Origin of the sequence: Lacimonas salitolerans, assembly GCF_042677865.1 — a bacterium.
GTDB classification, from domain to species: Bacteria; Pseudomonadota; Alphaproteobacteria; order Rhodobacterales; family Rhodobacteraceae; genus Lutimaribacter; species Lutimaribacter salitolerans.
This window is the reverse complement of sequence record NZ_JBHUDD010000038.1, coordinates 1-16,432: the sequence shown is the minus strand read 5'-3', so window position 1 is coordinate 16,432 and position 16,432 is coordinate 1. Positions and strand designations below refer to the sequence as shown.

Below are 16,432 nucleotides of genomic sequence, written 5' to 3'. Positions count from 1 at the left end.
AATCTCCCATAAATTCTTGGATCGGGCCAAACTGCCCGCTTCACCCGACTAAGATAGACATCAGGGCGGGTTGTTCAATGCACAATCACCGCGTCATAAGGGCCGCAAAGAAATCGTCCTCGTCGCGGGCCAGAACCTGCCGCCACCCGTTGGCCATGCGCGCCAGCGGTGCCGCCGCCACGCGCGCCCCGTCCCACAGCGCCGGACAGCCCAGCATCGAGGCATGCGGCAGCCCCGCATCGCGCCAGTCGGGACATTGCGCCAAGCCGTCAGGACCCAGGGCGGCAACGCGCAAATCGTCATGCCCCGCCGGGCCGACAAAGCGCCAGCGGCCATCCCATGTATCGCCGACGGAACCGACCAACTCTGCCACCACATTGTATTCGCGCGTCAGCCGGATCGGCCCTTTTCCCGGCAACAGGCGGCATCCGTGCAAGGTCATGCCCGCGCCATCAAGCGCCGCTGCGACCATCCGCATCAGCGGGCGGCGACGCGGCGGATAGGCCTGACCGCTGATCCAGCACAGCGCCTGCGCCAACAGACGCCGCTGGATTTCATCGGGCAAGGCCCGAAACGCCGCGCGATCCATGGTCACATCCCCCATTTCGACCCGCGTCATGTCGCGCGCGGCAAGATAGGTGAACCAGTTCAGGGCCTTGCGCGCCGTCGCCATGTTCTCGGCCACGGTGACAAGACTGGCGCGGTCCAGCCCCATCGGGGCCAATACGTCCAGCGCGCGGCGGGCCTTGATGCGGTCGAACCGGGGGTCATCGTTGGACGGGTCGTCGATCCAGCCCTGACCCTGATCCTGCAACCACCTGCGCAGATCGTCTCGGGCGATCTGCAGCATCGGGCGCAGAAAGGCGACACCCTGCACCATCCGGCGCGGCGGGATCGCCGACAGGCCATCCACCCCGGCCCCGCGCGCAAGCCGCATCAGCAGGGTCTCGGCCTGATCATCGGCGGTATGGCCCAGCACCACGTGGCTTGATGCGGATGCCCGCGCCCAGCCGGCGATCAGGTCATAGCGCGCCGCGCGGGCCTGATCTTGCAGGTTGCCCTGCCCGTCCCAGCCCTGCCATGTCAGGATATCATGCGCGATACCGCGATCGGCGGCAATCCGCGCAACGGCGCGCGCCTCTTCCGCTGCAACCGCGCGCAACCCGTGATCCACCGTCACCGCGCGAAACCCGATGGCATGCGCGCGCGCCCAGTCCGCGGCGCACAGCATCAGCGCAAGGGAATCACCCCCGCCCGACACGGCCACGCCCAGACCGTTGACGGCATCCCGTCCGATCAGCGCGCCGAGACGGGCATGGATCGCTTCGGCGACCTGCCCTGTCACGAACAGCCGATGCGCGCCCGGGCCTGCTCGGCCTGCGCCACTGCGTCAGACTGCGGAAACCGCGCCCCGACCTCGGCCAGCGTCACGCAGGCCTCCTGGGTCTGGCCCAGTGATCCCAGCTTTTCGCCCAGCCGAAACAGCGCCCGGGGGGCCATCGCCCCGTCCTGATCGCTGCTGAATGCCTCGAGATACGCCCGTGCAGCCTGCGTGTCCTCGCCCAGCTCTCCCAGCGCGTCACCGCGCAGCAGATGTGCCTCGGCGGTCATCGGTCCGCCCGGGTAGGTCTCGGCAAAGGTCGCAAGGAGGTCCGCGGCGGTGCGAAAGTCACCCTCGCCGAGCACCTCCCGGGCCCGGTCGAAATCCGTCTGCTCGCCCACGGCCAGTTGCGGCCCGTCAGAATCGTCCGTCTGGGGCGAGGGCGATGGCGCGGGCGCCGGGTTGGACGATGCGTCGCCACCACCAAGCCGGGGCGTATCGCCCAGGCTGGCGATATCGCAGTCGGCTTCCAGTTCGCACAGGCGGAACTCCAGATCGCCGATCCGGTTGGTGCCATCGCTGACCACGCTGTTGATCCGGAACTCCAGCTCTTCGGTGCGCGAGGTCAGCCGTTGCAGCGCCGCCTCGATCGCGTCGATCCGCTCAAGACTGCTGCCGCCCTGTGGCAGGGTGCCGGGGCTGCCGGTGGTCGACAGCTCGCGCCGCAGTCTCTGGACCTCGACGAACACCACATTCAGTTCCTGCCGGATATCGGCCAGGGTCTGCGCGTCCTGCGCCTGCCCCGTCTGCGGCGCGGCAAACGCCATCAGCCCCGCGATCACCAACCAGCGCATAGGCATGTCGGCCACTCCCCTATCCGGTTCAGCTGCTCAGGCCTGCCGCCAGCACGGTCACCGCGCGGCGGTTCTTGGAATAGCATGCCTCGTCCGAACACAGCTCGATCGGGCGTTCCTTGCCATAGCTGATCACGCGCAGCCGGTTGCTCGCGACACCGCGCGACACCAGGTATTCCTGCACCGCATTGGCGCGGCGCGCGCCCAGGGCCAGGTTGTATTCGCGGGTGCCCTGCTCGTCGGCATGGCCTTCGATCACGGCGGTAAAGTCGCGGTTCTCCATCAGCCAACCGGCCTGCCCGTTCAGAACCGTGCGCGCCTCGTCGTTCAGCGTCGACTGGTCCACCGCGAACAGAACCCGGTCGCCCACGGTCTGCTGGAAATAGGCGGGCGAGTTGGGATCACCGGCCGATCCCGGCACCGCGGCACCAGCGCCGGCATTGGCACCGGCCATCGCATCCGCATCCGTGCCGAAACGATCGGGATTGGTGCAGGCCGCTATCGCCAGCACCGAGGTCAGCATCACTGCCCGCGCGAGAAAAGTCATGGTATCTGTCCGCCTGTTATCTGGAACATTGTCTGGTTTGCCTGCCCATGTTGTAGCACAGCGCGCAGGCGATGGGAATCCGGTGCGCCACACGCGCTCCGGCCTATTTTTGCAAGGGCGACCATGACGGATCGCTGGCCCCGCCATCGGTGCGGACCCGTTTGAGGTTCCGCCCGGTGATATCCACGGAATACAGGCTCGATTGCCCTTCGGCGCCCTGGGTTTCGCGGGCAAACATGATCACCCGGCCATTGGGGGCCCATGTCGGGCCTTCGTCCAGAAAACTGGCGGTCAGCAGGCGTTCTTCGGAACCGTCGGTGCGCATCACGCCGATGTGGAACCGGCCCTTGGATTGCTTGGTAAAGGCGATCAGATCGCCGCGCGGGCTCCAGACGGGGGTACCATAGCGGCCCGAGCCAAAGCTGATCCTGCGCGGTTCGCCCCCGCCTGCGGGCATGATGTAAAGCTGCTGGCTGCCCGAGCGGTCGGATTCAAAGACGATCTGGTCACCATCCGGGCTGAAACTGGGGGCCGTCTCGATCGAGGGCGCCGTGGTCAGACGCTGGATCGACCCGCCGGCCACCGACATGCGGTAGATGTCGGTATTGCCGCCCTCGGTCTGCGAGAACACCACGGTCTGCCCGTCGGGCGAAAACCGCGGGCTGAAGGTCATCTCGCCCGGCGGTGTTTCCAGCGCGCGGCGGCCTACGCTGGCCACATCCAGCACATAGATGCGCGGAAAGCCGGATTCGTAGCTGGTGTAAAGCACGCGGTCGCCCGAGGGCGAGAACCGGGGCGCCAGCACCAGCGAACTGCTGTCGGTCAGAAACTGCACGTTCGCGCCATCGTAATCCATGATCGCCAGCCGCTTTTGCCGCGCGTCCTTGGATCCGGCCTCGGAGACGAACACCACGCGGCTGTCGAAATAGCCGCCCTCGCCGGTGATGCGGGAATAGACCGCATCGGCCACCTTGTGCGCCATCCGACGCCAGCCCGCCTGCGTGCCGTCAAATTGCAGGCCCGATCCCATTTCCTGCCCGGCGAACACGTCATAGAGCCGGAACTTGACCGAAAGCGCCCCGCCGGACCCGACCGAAACCGCCCCCGTGACCAGCGCCTGCGCGTTGATCGCGCGCCAGTCGGCAAACTGCACCGGGCTGTTGAAGCTGGTGATCTGGCTGATGAAGGCATCGCTGCCGATTTCGCGAAACAGCCCCGTGCCGGTCAGGTCGGCAGCCACCACGCGGGCGATCTGCTGGGCCATCTCCTGCGCCTCTGCGCTTTCGGCCACGAAATCCGGCACGGCAAAGGGCAACGGCTCGATCACGCCCTCGTCGATGGTGATGCGCAGCGGGCCGTCCTGGGCCTGCACGACACCGGGCAAGACAAGCAGCCACAGGGCCGCCAGAAGGGTCAGGAAACGATGCATGTCAGGAAACCTCTTGGTTTTCGCAATCAGGGGCGCGCCGGGGCGCATTGAATGGGGGCGGGGTATCCGGGCGGTCTGGGTCATCTGATCCTCATGTTGCTCGGATCGAAGGTCATCTCGATCTCGCGCCACTGGCCGTATTTCTCGCGCGGGAGGTCGAAGCCGGTGGCCCCGCAACGAATGATCGCGCGGCGCGCGGTTTCGAACGCCTGCCGGGCAGAGGCCTCGGACCCGCCCGACGACCCGGTCATGCGGATCGTGCCCGTGTTGGGTGTCGCGTCCTCGTTCATCTGCACCGTGACCACCACAGTAGTGGCAAGCGCGTCCGACGACAACGACCCGACGTTCCAGCAGCGTTGAACGCCGACGCGCAGCGCATCGCGTTCGCCTGCGGTCATCGGCGGGCCGCTGGGTGCGGTGGACTGCCCGGTGGCCTGCGAACTGCCCAGGGCCTCGGCCAACGCGTTCTCCACCGCCGAGGATGTGTCGCGCGTCGGGGCCGGGTCAGGCTCGGCGGATGGCGCGGACTCTTGCGCGGGTGCCGTTGCGGTCTGCTGCTGGGCGGGGCGATCGGGCTGCGGCGCGGGCCGGTTCGGTCGGGTCTGCGGACGGATCGAGCGCAGCGGGGCCGCCGAGGGCTCCTCTGTCGCTTCGGTCACGATCTCGGTTGTCGCCTCTTCGGGCGCGGTGGCCTCCTGCTCGGGGGCGGCGGTGTCGGGGGTTTCCTGCGGCACGGCCTCTTCGCGCACCACGTCATCGACGCGGGTGTCGGGCGGCTGCGGGGCCACGGGTTCGGGGGCCACGCGCGGTGCCGGGCGCGGCACGGGACGCTCTGACATTTCGGGGGCGATCACCGCCTGCTCCTGCGGCGGCGGGGCAATCTCGGTCACCTCGTCCTGCACATCGGCCGGTTCGGCGGGGGCCGGTTCGGGCGGTGCGGGCGCTTCTTCGGGTGGCGGGGCCTCGGCCTGTTCCGGCTGGGGGGGGGTCGGGCGCGCCTCGGGCTCGGGGGCCGGAGCGGGGGCCGGGGTCTCGTCCTCGGCCGGGGGGCTGGGCACGGCCACCTGCGTCGCGGTTTCGGGCGGCTCGGTCCCCGCCATCAGCGCGTCGAACTCGGACGACGAGATCATCGCCACCTCGGTCACATCGAAAGGTTCCGGCGTGGGAGCAAAGGCCCCGCCGAACAGGACCCAGCCGATCAGACCGATGTGCCCTGCCCCGGATATGATATGGCCCACGTGCATGGCGGGCCTCAGTTGTCCTGCGCGCCGTCGAGTGCGGGGCCGCCGGACTCGGTGACCAGACCGATGTTGCTGAAGCCCGCGCGGTTCAGCGCGCCCATGACCTGCATGACGTCCAAATAGGACACCGCCCCGTCAGCGCGCACGAAGACGCGGTCGCTGGACCGTTCCTCGGCGATGGCGCGCAGGCGGCCGATCAGGTCGGCGCGGGGCACTTCGGTGGTCTGGATCATAACCGATCCTTCGGCGGTGATGGTCACAGCCAGCGGTTCCTCCTGCTCGCCCGGCAGGGCGCTTGCAGCGGTCCGTGGCAGTTCCACCGGCACACCCACGGTCATCAGCGGGGCCGCGACCATGAAGATGATCAGCAGCACCAGCATGACATCGACAAAGGGCGTCACGTTGATTTCCGACATCGGACGCGCGCGCCCGCCGCGCCGCCGCCTGCGCCGCCCGCTGTCACCATCCTTTTGCATGACACCCGCGCCCATGGCCTAGCTGTCCAACTGGCGGCTGAGGATGGTGGCGAATTCATCGGCAAACGCTTCGTAGCTGGCCACGATGCGGTCGCTGTCGGCGCTGAGCTTGTTGTAGAAGATAACCGCCGGAATGGCGGCCAGCAGGCCAAGCCCGGTGGCCAGCAACGCCTCGGCGATACCCGGGGCCACGACGGCGAGGCTGGTGTTCTGCTGCTCGGCGATGCCGATAAAGCTGTGCATGATGCCCCAGACCGTACCGAACAGACCCACGAAGGGCGTGACCGACCCGACCGTGGCCAGGATCGACAACCCGCTTTGCAGCTTCTCGGCCTCCTTGGCGATGGCCACGTCCATGCTGCGGTCGATCCGCGCCTGTGCGCCCGCGATCAGCCCGCCATCCTGCCGGTGGCTGCGCCGCCATTCGATCATGCCGGCGGCGAACACACGCTCGGACCGGCCCGACGGCTCGGCGCCGATCTGGTCGAACAGCTCGTCCAGCGGCTCGCCCGACCAGAAGGCCTGATCGAACACTGCCGCCTCGGCGCGGGCCTTTCGGTAACTGATCAGTTTCTGCACGATGATCGACCACGACCAGAACGAGGCGATGATCAGCGAGATCATCACCAGTTTTACCGTCAGCGTGCTGCGCGCGAAAAGCGACCACATGGAGAAATCGATCTCCTGCGCCAGTGCAAGGGTTTCTGCTTCCATTCTGCCTGCTCGTTGTTTGGCCGTTCGACGGCACTTTTGCGGGCAAACTACCTTATGACACAGGGGAAAGCCAACCAGAACTGCATCACAGCTTCGCTATCGTGGCGATTACGCGAAAACCCGCCGTTTGCGAGATCAGGTCTTGCGCCGCGCCTGCGGCGCGTCGCCGGGGGCAGGGGGGCGCTGCCCCCCTCTTGGCGCTGCGCGCCAATTCACCCCCCGGAGTTTACCGGGCAAGATGAAGGGGACCGGTGGTTCGATCACTCACCCCTCGTGATACACGGGCATTCGCACGGGTTTGCCCGCCAGCGTCATGCAGATCACCGTGACCAGCGCGGCAAACAGCAGCTTGTCGCCGCGCCGCACCTCCTGGCCCATGATCATTCTTGCGGGTCGGCGTTCGGCCACCCAGGTGAGCACCTCAAGCTCGTCATCCAGACGGGCGGGGGCCAGATAGTCGGCCTCGACCCGGCGCACGGCATAGACGATGCCGTCCTGTTCCTTCATGCGGTTCTGATCCAGCCCGACGTCGCGCACCCATTCGCTGCGCCCGCGCTCGATGTAGCGCAGGTAATTGGCATAATAGACGATGCCGGCCATGTCCGTGTCCTCGTAGTAGACGCGGACAGGAAGGCGGTGGATGCGCGGGGGGGCTGTGCTCATGCGGCGCAGGCTAGGGCGCGGCGGGGTAATCCGCAAGCACCTCGTATTCCGCGCCATCGCGGGTCAGGTGGGAGCGGTAGAGGGCAAGGCGCGAAACCTCGAACGGGTCAAGCGCGGCATCGGCGAAGGCGGCCAGAAACCGGCCCAGCCGCGCCTCGTCCTGCATGGCAAGTCGCGGGCCAAGACGCACCAGCGTGACATGCGGGCGAAAGCGGCGGCGGGGCAGGTCGATGCCCGCCATGCGCGCGGCCTGCGCCACCTTGGACTGAAGGCCTGACAGTGCCACACCGCCCTGCCCCCGGATCGCCAGAACCTGCGATCCGCGCGCGCCCATCAGGTCGATCCCTGCCAGGCGCAGCGGGAACGGATCGAAAACCAGCGCCTCCAGCCCCTCGTTCAGCACCTGAAGCGTGGGCAGAGCGACCTCATCCAGAAAGGCCAGGGTCAGGTGCATGTTGTCCTCGGGCACGGCGCGCCCGACGCCAAGGTCGTCGCACCACAGCGCCAGCGTTTCGCAAACGGCATCGGGCAGCGGCAGGGCGACGAAGGCGCGCATCAGGTCAGCGGCGCGGCCTGCATCCTTGCGTGCAGGCGCAGCGCCATCGCCGGATCATCGCTGGCCACCGGCAGCACCGGATCATAGGCCGCGCGGATCAGCGCCGCGATGTCGGGGCGCAGGATCGTCCGGTCGCCCGCCACGGCCAGCGCCGAGCGGTCGGTGAAGGCCGTGTCCGACCACAAAAGAACGGTCTGCACCACCTGCCCCAGCGCCAGCACATCCGCAGGCATCGCGGCCAGATCGTCATCCACGCGCACGAATACGAAGGCCGCCTTGATCCCGCCCGCCTGATCGAACCGGAACACCCGGTATTGGTTGGCATCCACCGATTTCAGCCGCGCCACCAGCGGCACCAGATCGGGCACCAGCCGGTCGAGGTTGGGCACCTGCGGCAGTTCATCCCAGTCGCGGAAAAAGAACACCATCAGGTTGGCACCCAGTTCCGGGTCGGTCTCGGCCAGCTGCTGCCCGGACAGCGCCGCCACCGCCTCGAGCGCGCCCTTGACGGTCTGCAGGGTCGCGTCCTGCACACCGAACACCACGGGTGCTATGGGCCGACCCCAGCGCGCGAACAGGAACTGCCCGTCTGCGCGGGTGAAATGGCGCGTCACGTCCTCGGGTGTCATCAGGGCGTCTTGCATCGGTGCCTCCTGTGGGGCGTGTTTATCGCGCGCATGGGGCGTGCTGCAACCGGGTGTCGGCATGGCGCCATCGGCGCGACTGGACGGCATGGGTGACTACCCTTCCTGCGAAGGACCTTTGCCGGGGTCGGGCGTGAACAGATCGGCCTGCCCGGGCGCGCGCGGGGCGGGCAGGCCCAGATGGGTCCAGCCCTTTTGCGCCAGCATCCGCCCGCGCGGCGTGCGCTGGATCAGCCCCTGTTGCAGCAGGAAGGGCTCGATCACCTCTTCAAGGCTGTCGCGGCTTTCGGACAGGGCCGCCGACAGGGTCTCGATCCCCACCGGACCACCGGCGTAGTTTTCCGCGATCAGGCGCAGATAGCGGCGGTCGGCCCCGTCAAGGCCCAGATCATCCACCCCCAGCCGGGTCAGCGCGTGGTCGGCGATGGCCTTGGTCACGTTGCCGTCGCCCTCGACCACGGCGAAATCGACCACCCGGCGCAGCAGCCGCCCCGCGATGCGCGGCGTGCCACGCGACCGGCGCGCGATCTCCATCGCGCCTTCAGGGGTGGCGGGCGCACCCATAAGCCGGGCGTTGCGGGTGACGATCTCGTTCAGTTCCTCGCGGGTGTAGAAATTCAGCCGCGTGGGGATGCCGAACCGGTCGCGCAGGGGCGTGGTCAGCAGGCCCATCCGCGTGGTCGCACCAACCAGCGTAAAGGGCTGCAACTCGATCCGCACGGTGCGCGCGGCCGGCCCCTCGCCGATCACGAGGTCCAGTTCGAAATCCTCAAGCGCGGGATAGAGCACTTCCTCCACCGCCGGGTTCAGGCGGTGTATCTCGTCGATGAACAGAACATCGCGGCTTTCCAGATTGGTCAGGATCGCCGCCAGATCGCCCGCCTTGGCCAGCACCGGGCCGCTTGTCATGCGGAAATTCACGCCCAGCTCCTTGGCCATTATCTGCGCCAGCGTGGTCTTGCCCAGACCGGGAGGGCCGTGAAACAGCGTGTGATCCATCGCCTCGCCGCGCTGGCGGGCGGACTGGATGAACACCTTGAGGTTCGCGCGCGCCTCGGCCTGACCGATGAAATCGTCCAGCACCTGCGGACGCAGGGCGCGGTCGTAATCCTCGGGCATCGGGTCGGGGCGCAGGGTGGGATCGGGGGAGGTCATGTGTTCAATCCGAATTCAAGAGTGCCGATACGCCTCATCCATTTCCGCTCGGCACCGATGACCTCATCCGCTGTGGCAGCCGGTGACAGCAGCTCTAGTATGGAAAACTGGAACTCTGCTGGATCGCACTGTGACAATTCCTTTGTAATCCCAATCTCTCGCGCCACGTGCTGCGACCACCTTCCAAACAGGTTTTCCGATCCATAGGCGGCACCGACATACCTTGCGCCGTCACATCGATCGACGATCAGGTAAACGCCGCGCCACGCTGAAAGCTGAACGCGCCAGCTATTCGGCAGTTTTCGCAAATCAGGGGCCGTCAGGACAAGGGCATCCCAATTCGGCACGGGCGGTGTCATCTGCGCCTCTTTCGTCAGTTCCACAACAGGAAGCGGCGTGCAATCCGCCACGCGCATGTAATTGCGCGCGCCCGGGTCCTGAACAATCAGCCTGCCGGACAAGTCGGACATCGTATCCAGTCTGGACAGATCAAACAGCAGCCGGTTTTGGAGGGCTTCTAGGCCCGAGCGCCCGTTTACCTCGTCTGGGCCAGTCATCTTTCGGGTCATGCGCACAAACAAAGCATAAACGTGAGGCCCGGCTTGCGCAAAAGGCTGCGACCCTGCATTGGCAAACAGTCCGACGAAAGTCATCCGCCCGTCGCTTGTCATCACGAATGACGCCATAATTCCGCGAGCTTTCAGCGTAGCCTCTGGAATGCGCGCGTGCGTTGATTGGTAGGCATTAAACGCAGCGAAATCCTCGTCAATCATTGTGCACAACGCCTGACGCTCGGATGTATTCGCAGGCTTGTGGAGCGCCACGGCGACATCCTGCGGGGAAATGCCATTGATCGTCAGAAGATCGTTGAAACTGAACATGCCATCACCCCTTCGGTGCCAGCAGTTTCAGCGCGGCGCGGATCAGCGTGGCGGTGTCGGCATCCGGCGCGTCGCCTGCGGCCTGGGCCACGGCACCCGCCGCCTCGGACGGGGCATAGCCGAGGTTCGACAGGGCCGACAGCGCCTCGGACTGGGCGGCGGCGTTTGCCTTGGGCTGAGGGGCCGGCGCGGCGGGGCGCCGTGGCGCGTCGCCCTCGATCACCTCGTCACCCATGGCGGCGGCCACACCTGCGCCAAGGGCCATGATGCCCGGGGCCTTGTCCTTCAGCTCGATCACCACGCGCTGCGCCGTCTTGGGCCCGATGCCGCGCGCGGCCTTGATGGCGTTCACGTCTCCCAGCGCGATCGCCCGGCTGACGCCATCCGCCCCCAGCGTGCCGAGGATCGCAAGCGAGGCCTTGGCGCCGATGCCCTGCACGCTCATCAGCAGGCGGTGCCATTCCTTTTCCACCAGCGTCGCAAAGCCGTAAAGCTGCAACAGATCCTCGCGCACCAGCAGATCGGTATACAGCGCCACCGCCTGCCCCACCGGGGGCAGCGCGGCCAGCGTGCGGTCTGAACAATAGACCAGATAGCCGACGCCGCGCACATCGATCAGCACGTGATCCTCGGCGCGGTAATCGACGCGGCCTGCAAGCTTGCCGATCATGCGCTGGCCCTGCGCACGGCGGCGTCCAGTTTCGTGGCGGCAGCACCCTGATAGGCGTGGCAGATCGCCACCGCCAGCGCATCGGCGGCATCGGGGCCGGCGATCTGCACGCCAGGCAGTTGCATCCGCACCATATGCTCGACCTGACCCTTTTGCGCATGACCGACGCCGACCACGGTCTTCTTGACCGCGTTGGGCGCGTATTCGCCCACGTTCAGACCGAACTGCGCGGGCACCAGCAGGGCAATCGCCCGCGCCTGCCCCAGTTTCAGCGTGCCCGCCCCGTCCTTGTTGACGAACGTATGCTCGACCGCGGCGGCCTCGGGCGCAAACCGGTGCAGGATGTCGGTGAGTTGCTCGTAAAGAGACAGCAGGCGGCGGGGCATCTCGTCGCCGGTCGAATGCAGAATCCCGTTGGCGACATGGCTCAAACGACTGCCCTGCGCCTCGATCACGCCCCAGCCAAGGTTCCGCAACCCCGGGTCGATCCCTAAAATCCGCATCACTGGCCTGCATATTGTTGCTTTTCTGACGCAGTAGCACGAAAGGCGAACAAACGCCAACCACAAAGCGGCTGAGGCCAAAAACGACACAATGCTGCGCCGCTGCAAGGGCAGCATACGAATTGCGCCTTCTCGAGGTCTGAAAACGACACTTTCAGCTACGCCCATAGCCAAGAAAACAAGGCGTTTGGCCGCCTTTTCGACACATGCAAAACCTGCATGACTCCTATGCGAAAATACCGCCTTGCGGGCGCAGATCGGCATCCCTATTTGCGGTTTCAGAACACGGATTCACATTCCGCCCAAATCTTGACCACAAGGACCACGAAAATGGCAGTCTTCGACGCACACCGCCCCGCCGCCTTCGGCACCGCCACCCGCAAAGGTGGTTTTGTCGCCCGCACAATCGCAGCCATCGCCGCATGGAACGATGCCCGCATCACCCGCAAGGCCCTGAACAAGCTGAGCGACCGCGAGCTGGAAGATATCGGCCTGTGCCGTGGCGATATCGACGTTGTTGCCCGCGGCTGATGCCGCGCCACAGCGCTGAAACGCAAAAGGCCGCTGCCTGACGAGGGCAGCGGCCTTTTCCTTTGGACCCCGATGTAGCGACGCGAACCTGAGTTCGGGGTTGTCCCTCTGATGAGAGGTCAGAGGGTAAGCTTGCGAATTCCGTCGGCAATGACCAGGCTGACAGGGTCGGCCTGCAGAAGCCATGCCCCGCCCTCTTCCAGCACGCTGCCGTTGTGCAGCACATCGACGCGCTGCGCGTATCCTTCGGGGCCAAGATGGCTGATCAACAACACCTTGAAGCCCACGAAACACACGATCAATGTCAAAAGGATGCGCAGCGGAAAGCTGCCGCCCTTGCGCTTTGGCTTGGTTATGATCAGACCGTCCTTGCTGACGACCGCGACATAGCCATGCTCCAGCCGGGCATGCTTTTTACTGATACGCTTCATGCGCTTGCGAAAGTCATTGGCAGCGTCGACCATCTCAAACTCCGTCACTGGCCCCCACCAGAACTTGACGATGTATATGTCGCCGAAATGTGGCGAAAATGGGGCAAGCGCCTAAAACACACCTTAATTTGGGCGCGAATTAGCTGTTATTCTCCAGTGTCAGCGTGGTCCATTCACCAATCTCTTCGCGGTGGATCAGATTGATGCCGGACTGTGCATAAACGCCGATCACCTCGTCTGCCTGTTCGTTCAATATGCCGGACAGAATCACCTTTGCCCCCGGCTGGCACTGCGTGGCCATGTCCGGGGCAAGGGCGATCAGCGGCCCCTTGAGGATATTGGCGAAAACCAGATCAAAGGGGGCCGCTGCATGCAGGTCGGGATGATCGAACCCCGTCGCCTCGATGCACCGCACCCGCCCGGTCAGCCCGTTGGCATCGACATTGGCCTGCGCCACCTCGACCGCGACCGCGTCGATGTCGCTGGCCAGCACAGTGTCGGGCCAGATCCGCGCGGCCGCCATTGCCAGAACGGCGGTGCCACAGCCGATATCGGCCACGCGACGGCCCTGAAAGCCGTCATTGGCCAGCCGGTCCAGCGCCCGCAGGCAGCCCAGTGTGGTGCCGTGGTGCCCGGTGCCGAATGCCATCGCCGCCTCGATCAGCAGCGGCTCGCAATCGGCGGGCACCTTGTCGGCGTCGTGACTGCCATAGACAAAGAAGCGCCCCGCCACAACCGGCACCAGTTCGCGCCGCACCTTGGCGACCCAATCGGTTTCGGGCAGTTCCGAAATCGCGAATGGCCTGGCCCCGTGCACGGCGGCCAGCAGGGCCAGCCCGGTGTCGTCGGGGGTTTCGGTAAAGTAGCACGCAACCTCCCACAGGCCCGAGCCGTCCTCGATCTCGAACACGCCGATGCCGGTGGGTTCGGGCACCAGCGTCTCGACCGCCTCGCCCAGAGCCTCGGCGCTGGCTTTTCCGGTCAGGGTGGTGATGGCGGTAAAGGTGGGCATCGGCGTCTCCTGCATATCGACGCCTGCCGCGTTAGGCCGGGCGCGGGGCGGGGTCAAGCCCGCGGCTGACAAAGCGCCAGCCGATCCAGGCCGCCAGCGTCCCGGCCAGCACGTTTGCCACCGCCTGCCCCGCGATCACGCCCGGCGCGGCAAAATACGCTCCAAGGCCAAAGGCCAGCGGTGCCATCAACCCGCCATCGCGCGCCCAGTTGGCCATCGTCGCCCACAGCGGGCGGCCCAGGTTGTTGAAGGCCGCGTTGGACACGAACAGCGCGCCGGTGAACATGAACGACCCCGCCCCGATCAGGGCGAACCAGTGCACCACCTCGGCCGCCTGCCCGGTCAGGCCGAAGGCGCGCGCCAGCGGATCGGCAAAGATCACCATCAGCGCCCACACCGCCGCCGTGTAGACCGCGCAGAATTTCAGCGCGTCGATATAGGATTGCCGCACCCGGCCCGGCATGTTGGCCCCGTGGTTCTGCCCGATGATGCCGCCGATCGCCCCGGACAGCGCGAAGATCCCGCCAAACCCCAGGATCTGCAACCGCGCCGCCACGCCAAGGCCCGCCACCGCGCTGTCGCCATGCTCGGCCATCGCGCGGATCAGCACCCAGTTGCCGAAAGGCGTGGATACCTGCGTGGCCACCGCAGGCAGCGCGATGCCCAGAAAGGGGGCCGCCGAGCTGCGCAGGTCGTCCAGCCCGGGCCGTCCGATCAGCCCCTTGCCGATGACCCAGTACAGCCCCGCACAGGCCATCACGAGGCGCGAGATCACGATCGCCATGGCCGCACCCGGCACGCCGAGGTCCATCCAGATGATCAGGATCGGGTCGACCACGACCGCCGCCAGCCCGCCGGTGGTGGTGACCATCATGGCACGCCACGCCTCGCCCGCGGCCCGCAGGATGGCGGCCGCACTCATCCCCAGTGCGATCAGTGGCAGGGAAACAACCGAGATGCCCAGAAAATCGCTGGCCACCTGCAGCACTTCGCCCGAGGCACCGGACCAGCCCAGAATCCCGTCACGCGAAGTGAACACCACGACCGCGATCACACCTTGGGTCAGCACGGAATAAACCATGGCCGAGGTGGCGATGCGACGGGCGCGATCGGGGTCACCCTGCCCCAGCGCGCGGCTGACCAGCGCCACCGCCGCGATCATCATGCCGATCGAGATCGAGATCAGGAAGAACTGCACCGTCGCGGCAAAGCCCACCGCGGCCAGCAGATCCTCGCGCCCCAGCCGGCTGATCCAGAACAGCGCCAGGAAATCCACCAGGAACATGAAGCTCAGGCCGATCGAGCCGGTCAGCGTCATCACCACCACGTGACGCATGGTGGACCCGGTGGTGAATTTCGCGGTCTGGGACATGAGGAATTGAACGCTCCGATAAGCGCGGCAGATCAACCGCGCAGAGGTGATCTAGCACATTGTGCCCTGCGGCAAACGCCCGCTGCCGCACACAGGTCTGCGCATCCGTGCTGGCCTACTCGGCCGGGGTGGCCGCGACCAGACCCGCGAACACCGTTTCGTTGCCCGGTTCGGGGTGGCGCGGGATCATCAGCGCCAGCAACAGCGACCCGGTCGCCAGCCCTGCTGCCAGCACGAACACCGCCGAGGGCGAGACCAGCCACAACAGCCCCAGCACCCATGGCAGGCCAACGGCCGCTATGTGATTGATGGTAAAGGCAACCGCGGCCGTGGGGGCGATGTCGCCGGGATCGGCGATCTTCTGGAAATAGGTCTTGAGCGCCAGCGCCAGCGCGAACAGCATATGATCGACCACATACAGGACCGAGGCCAGCAGCACGCCCCAGCCGAACCAGTAGATGCCGCCATAGGCCAGAAACACCAGCGCCAGCCCGGCATATTCGAACACCAGCGTGTTGCGCTCGCCAAACCGGGCGACGGCGCGACCGAACAGCGGGGCCAGCCCCATGTTGATCACCAGGTTGATCATGAACAGCGCGGTAACCTGATGCACGTCAAAGCCGAAATGCTCGACCATCATGAAACCTGCAAAGACCATGAAGATCTGCCGCCGCGCCCCCGCCATGAACTGCAGCGCATAGTACAGCCAGTAACGGCGGCGCAGGACGAATTTCTTGACCTGCGGGTTTGGCGCCTCGAACTGCGGATAGGCCAGCAGGCAGAACACGGCCAGCAGCACGGTGATGCCACCCGACGCGAGGTAGACAAGGTTGTACGACAGATCGAACGCCCGCCATGTCAGCACGATCAGACCATAGGCCACCAGCGTTGCCGCCGACCCCGCTGCCAGCAGCCAGCCCAGCATCTGCGGCGCGCGCTCCTTGGGCAGCCATTGCAGTTGCAGCGACTGGTTGACGGTTTCGTAATAGTGAAATCCGATCGAGCTGAGCATGGTGATGGTCAGGATGCCGCCCAAGCTGGGAAACCACGCGGTGATCGCCGTGGCTGCCCCCAGCATTATCAGCGAGACCAGCCCAAGCACCTGTTCGCGCACGAAAATGATGATCGCGATGACACCCACGGCCAGAAACCCCGGGATCTCGCGGATCGAATGCAGCAGGCCGATGTCGGCCCCGTCGAAACCCGCCACCTCGACCACGAAATTGTTCAGCAGCGCCGACCACGTGGCAAAGGCGATGGGCATGGCAACAGCCATGGCGAACAACAAGGTGGTGGGACGCCGCCACAGCGGCAGGGCCTGCGCATCGGCCAGCTTGATGGTTTTCATGTTAGGGTCTGTTGACGTTTAAGGATTCCCATATCGGCTTCGAAGTGATTCAAGGTTGCCAAATGGGAGGTGACCTTGATCCGC

Annotated in this window: 19 protein-coding genes; 1 reads left to right on the top strand and 18 read right to left on the bottom strand. The window is 66.0% G+C overall.

Features of this window, described 5'->3' with window-relative positions:
- Positions 1–85: 85 nt before the first annotated feature.
- The 14 genes from tilS to ruvC all read right to left on the bottom strand — a co-directional run bounded on the left by tilS (position 86) and on the right by ruvC (position 11,654).
- Positions 86–1,345 (bottom strand): tRNA lysidine(34) synthetase TilS, encoded by a 1,260-nt coding sequence (gene tilS / locus ACFTOW_RS05010; RefSeq protein ID WP_379913687.1) that lies wholly within the window; start codon positions 1,343–1,345, stop codon positions 86–88.
- Positions 1,342–2,175, bottom strand: a complete 834-nt coding sequence (ybgF, locus tag ACFTOW_RS05005) for a tol-pal system protein YbgF (protein ID WP_379913718.1) — start codon at positions 2,173–2,175, stop codon at positions 1,342–1,344. Before ybgF ends, tilS begins: the two co-directional genes overlap by 4 nt.
- A 28-nt stretch (positions 2,176–2,203) precedes the next feature.
- On the bottom strand, positions 2,204–2,722 hold the full coding sequence (pal, locus tag ACFTOW_RS05000; protein ID WP_379913685.1) for a peptidoglycan-associated lipoprotein Pal: 519 nt from the start codon (positions 2,720–2,722) through the stop codon (positions 2,204–2,206).
- Between the two features lie 103 nt (positions 2,723–2,825).
- Positions 2,826–4,151 carry a Tol-Pal system beta propeller repeat protein TolB gene (gene tolB / locus ACFTOW_RS04995; protein ID WP_379913683.1) on the bottom strand — a complete coding sequence of 442 codons (1,326 nt, stop codon included), beginning with the start codon at positions 4,149–4,151 and terminating at the stop codon, positions 2,826–2,828.
- Positions 4,152–4,231: 80 nt separating this feature from the next.
- On the bottom strand, positions 4,232–5,395 hold the full coding sequence (locus tag ACFTOW_RS04990; RefSeq protein ID WP_379913681.1) for an energy transducer TonB: 1,164 nt from the start codon (positions 5,393–5,395) through the stop codon (positions 4,232–4,234).
- A gap of 8 nt (positions 5,396–5,403) precedes the next feature.
- A complete protein-coding gene (tolR, locus tag ACFTOW_RS04985; protein WP_379913679.1) occupies positions 5,404–5,883 on the bottom strand; it encodes a protein TolR in 480 nt (159 codons plus the stop codon).
- A gap of 3 nt (positions 5,884–5,886) precedes the next feature.
- On the bottom strand, positions 5,887–6,582 hold the full coding sequence (tolQ, locus tag ACFTOW_RS04980) for a protein TolQ (RefSeq protein ID WP_379913677.1): 696 nt from the start codon (positions 6,580–6,582) through the stop codon (positions 5,887–5,889).
- Positions 6,583–6,846: 264 nt separating this feature from the next.
- A complete protein-coding gene (gene ybgC / locus ACFTOW_RS04975; RefSeq protein WP_379913675.1) occupies positions 6,847–7,245 on the bottom strand; it encodes a tol-pal system-associated acyl-CoA thioesterase in 399 nt (132 codons plus the stop codon).
- Between the two features lie 10 nt (positions 7,246–7,255).
- The gene (gene thpR, locus ACFTOW_RS04970) at positions 7,256–7,801 is read right to left on the bottom strand and encodes an RNA 2',3'-cyclic phosphodiesterase (RefSeq protein ID WP_379913673.1); all 546 of its coding nucleotides are present in this window, start codon (positions 7,799–7,801) and stop codon (positions 7,256–7,258) included.
- Positions 7,801–8,430, bottom strand: coding sequence for a hypothetical protein (locus ACFTOW_RS04965; protein ID WP_379913716.1), 630 nt, complete (start codon positions 8,428–8,430; stop codon positions 7,801–7,803). The genes thpR and ACFTOW_RS04965 overlap by 1 nt, the downstream gene beginning before the upstream one ends.
- Before the next feature lie 111 nt (positions 8,431–8,541).
- Complete coding sequence (gene ruvB, locus ACFTOW_RS04960; RefSeq protein WP_379913671.1) at positions 8,542–9,600, bottom strand: Holliday junction branch migration DNA helicase RuvB; 1,059 nt, start codon at positions 9,598–9,600, stop codon at positions 8,542–8,544.
- On the bottom strand, positions 9,597–10,481 hold the full coding sequence (locus ACFTOW_RS04955; RefSeq protein WP_379913669.1) for a GIY-YIG nuclease family protein: 885 nt from the start codon (positions 10,479–10,481) through the stop codon (positions 9,597–9,599). Before ACFTOW_RS04955 ends, ruvB begins: the two co-directional genes overlap by 4 nt.
- A gap of 4 nt (positions 10,482–10,485) precedes the next feature.
- Positions 10,486–11,151, bottom strand: coding sequence for a Holliday junction branch migration protein RuvA (gene ruvA / locus ACFTOW_RS04950; RefSeq protein WP_379913666.1), 666 nt, complete (start codon positions 11,149–11,151; stop codon positions 10,486–10,488).
- Positions 11,148–11,654, bottom strand: a complete 507-nt coding sequence (ruvC, locus tag ACFTOW_RS04945; protein WP_379913664.1) for a crossover junction endodeoxyribonuclease RuvC — start codon at positions 11,652–11,654, stop codon at positions 11,148–11,150. Before ruvC ends, ruvA begins: the two co-directional genes overlap by 4 nt.
- Before the next feature lie 330 nt (positions 11,655–11,984).
- Here ruvC and ACFTOW_RS04940 point away from each other — a divergent pair, with 330 nt between their 5' ends.
- The gene (locus tag ACFTOW_RS04940; protein WP_379913662.1) at positions 11,985–12,185 is read left to right on the top strand and encodes a DUF1127 domain-containing protein; all 201 of its coding nucleotides are present in this window, start codon (positions 11,985–11,987) and stop codon (positions 12,183–12,185) included.
- 119 nt (positions 12,186–12,304) lie between these two features.
- On the opposite strand, the gene ACFTOW_RS04935 is transcribed toward ACFTOW_RS04940, so the two are convergent.
- The 4 genes from ACFTOW_RS04935 to ACFTOW_RS04920 all read right to left on the bottom strand — a co-directional run bounded on the left by ACFTOW_RS04935 (position 12,305) and on the right by ACFTOW_RS04920 (position 16,348).
- The gene (locus ACFTOW_RS04935; protein ID WP_379913660.1) at positions 12,305–12,649 is read right to left on the bottom strand and encodes a hypothetical protein; all 345 of its coding nucleotides are present in this window, start codon (positions 12,647–12,649) and stop codon (positions 12,305–12,307) included.
- Between the two features lie 106 nt (positions 12,650–12,755).
- Positions 12,756–13,628, bottom strand: a complete 873-nt coding sequence (locus tag ACFTOW_RS04930; RefSeq protein ID WP_379913658.1) for a 50S ribosomal protein L11 methyltransferase — start codon at positions 13,626–13,628, stop codon at positions 12,756–12,758.
- Positions 13,629–13,659: 31 nt separating this feature from the next.
- Positions 13,660–15,000, bottom strand: coding sequence for an MATE family efflux transporter (locus ACFTOW_RS04925; RefSeq protein WP_379913656.1), 1,341 nt, complete (start codon positions 14,998–15,000; stop codon positions 13,660–13,662).
- 115 nt (positions 15,001–15,115) lie between these two features.
- A complete protein-coding gene (locus tag ACFTOW_RS04920; RefSeq protein WP_379913654.1) occupies positions 15,116–16,348 on the bottom strand; it encodes an MFS transporter in 1,233 nt (410 codons plus the stop codon).
- Positions 16,349–16,432 lie beyond the last annotated feature (84 nt).

Excerpts from the sequence above, each read along its gene's own strand:
- ybgF (WP_379913718.1), bottom strand. The coding sequence starts at position 2,175 with ATGCGCTGGTTGGTGATCGCGGGGCTGATGGCGTTTGCCGCGCCGCAG.
- pal (WP_379913685.1), bottom strand. The coding sequence starts at position 2,722 with ATGACTTTTCTCGCGCGGGCAGTGATGCTGACCTCGGTGCTGGCGATA.
- tolB (WP_379913683.1), bottom strand. The coding sequence starts at position 4,151 with ATGCATCGTTTCCTGACCCTTCTGGCGGCCCTGTGGCTGCTTGTCTTG.
- ACFTOW_RS04990 (WP_379913681.1), bottom strand. The coding sequence starts at position 5,395 with ATGCACGTGGGCCATATCATATCCGGGGCAGGGCACATCGGTCTGATC.
- tolR (WP_379913679.1), bottom strand. The coding sequence starts at position 5,883 with ATGGGCGCGGGTGTCATGCAAAAGGATGGTGACAGCGGGCGGCGCAGG.
- tolQ (WP_379913677.1), bottom strand. The coding sequence starts at position 6,582 with ATGGAAGCAGAAACCCTTGCACTGGCGCAGGAGATCGATTTCTCCATG.
- ybgC (WP_379913675.1), bottom strand. The coding sequence starts at position 7,245 with ATGAGCACAGCCCCCCCGCGCATCCACCGCCTTCCTGTCCGCGTCTAC.
- thpR (WP_379913673.1), bottom strand. The coding sequence starts at position 7,801 with ATGCGCGCCTTCGTCGCCCTGCCGCTGCCCGATGCCGTTTGCGAAACG.
- ACFTOW_RS04965 (WP_379913716.1), bottom strand. The coding sequence starts at position 8,430 with ATGACACCCGAGGACGTGACGCGCCATTTCACCCGCGCAGACGGGCAG.
- ruvB (WP_379913671.1), bottom strand. The coding sequence starts at position 9,600 with ATGACCTCCCCCGATCCCACCCTGCGCCCCGACCCGATGCCCGAGGAT.
- ACFTOW_RS04955 (WP_379913669.1), bottom strand. The coding sequence starts at position 10,481 with ATGTTCAGTTTCAACGATCTTCTGACGATCAATGGCATTTCCCCGCAG.
- ruvA (WP_379913666.1), bottom strand. The coding sequence starts at position 11,151 with ATGATCGGCAAGCTTGCAGGCCGCGTCGATTACCGCGCCGAGGATCAC.
- ruvC (WP_379913664.1), bottom strand. The coding sequence starts at position 11,654 with ATGCGGATTTTAGGGATCGACCCGGGGTTGCGGAACCTTGGCTGGGGC.
- ACFTOW_RS04940 (WP_379913662.1), top strand. The coding sequence starts at position 11,985 with ATGGCAGTCTTCGACGCACACCGCCCCGCCGCCTTCGGCACCGCCACC.
- ACFTOW_RS04935 (WP_379913660.1), bottom strand. The coding sequence starts at position 12,649 with ATGGTCGACGCTGCCAATGACTTTCGCAAGCGCATGAAGCGTATCAGT.
- ACFTOW_RS04930 (WP_379913658.1), bottom strand. The coding sequence starts at position 13,628 with ATGCCCACCTTTACCGCCATCACCACCCTGACCGGAAAAGCCAGCGCC.
- ACFTOW_RS04925 (WP_379913656.1), bottom strand. The coding sequence starts at position 15,000 with ATGTCCCAGACCGCGAAATTCACCACCGGGTCCACCATGCGTCACGTG.
- ACFTOW_RS04920 (WP_379913654.1), bottom strand. The coding sequence starts at position 16,348 with ATGAAAACCATCAAGCTGGCCGATGCGCAGGCCCTGCCGCTGTGGCGG.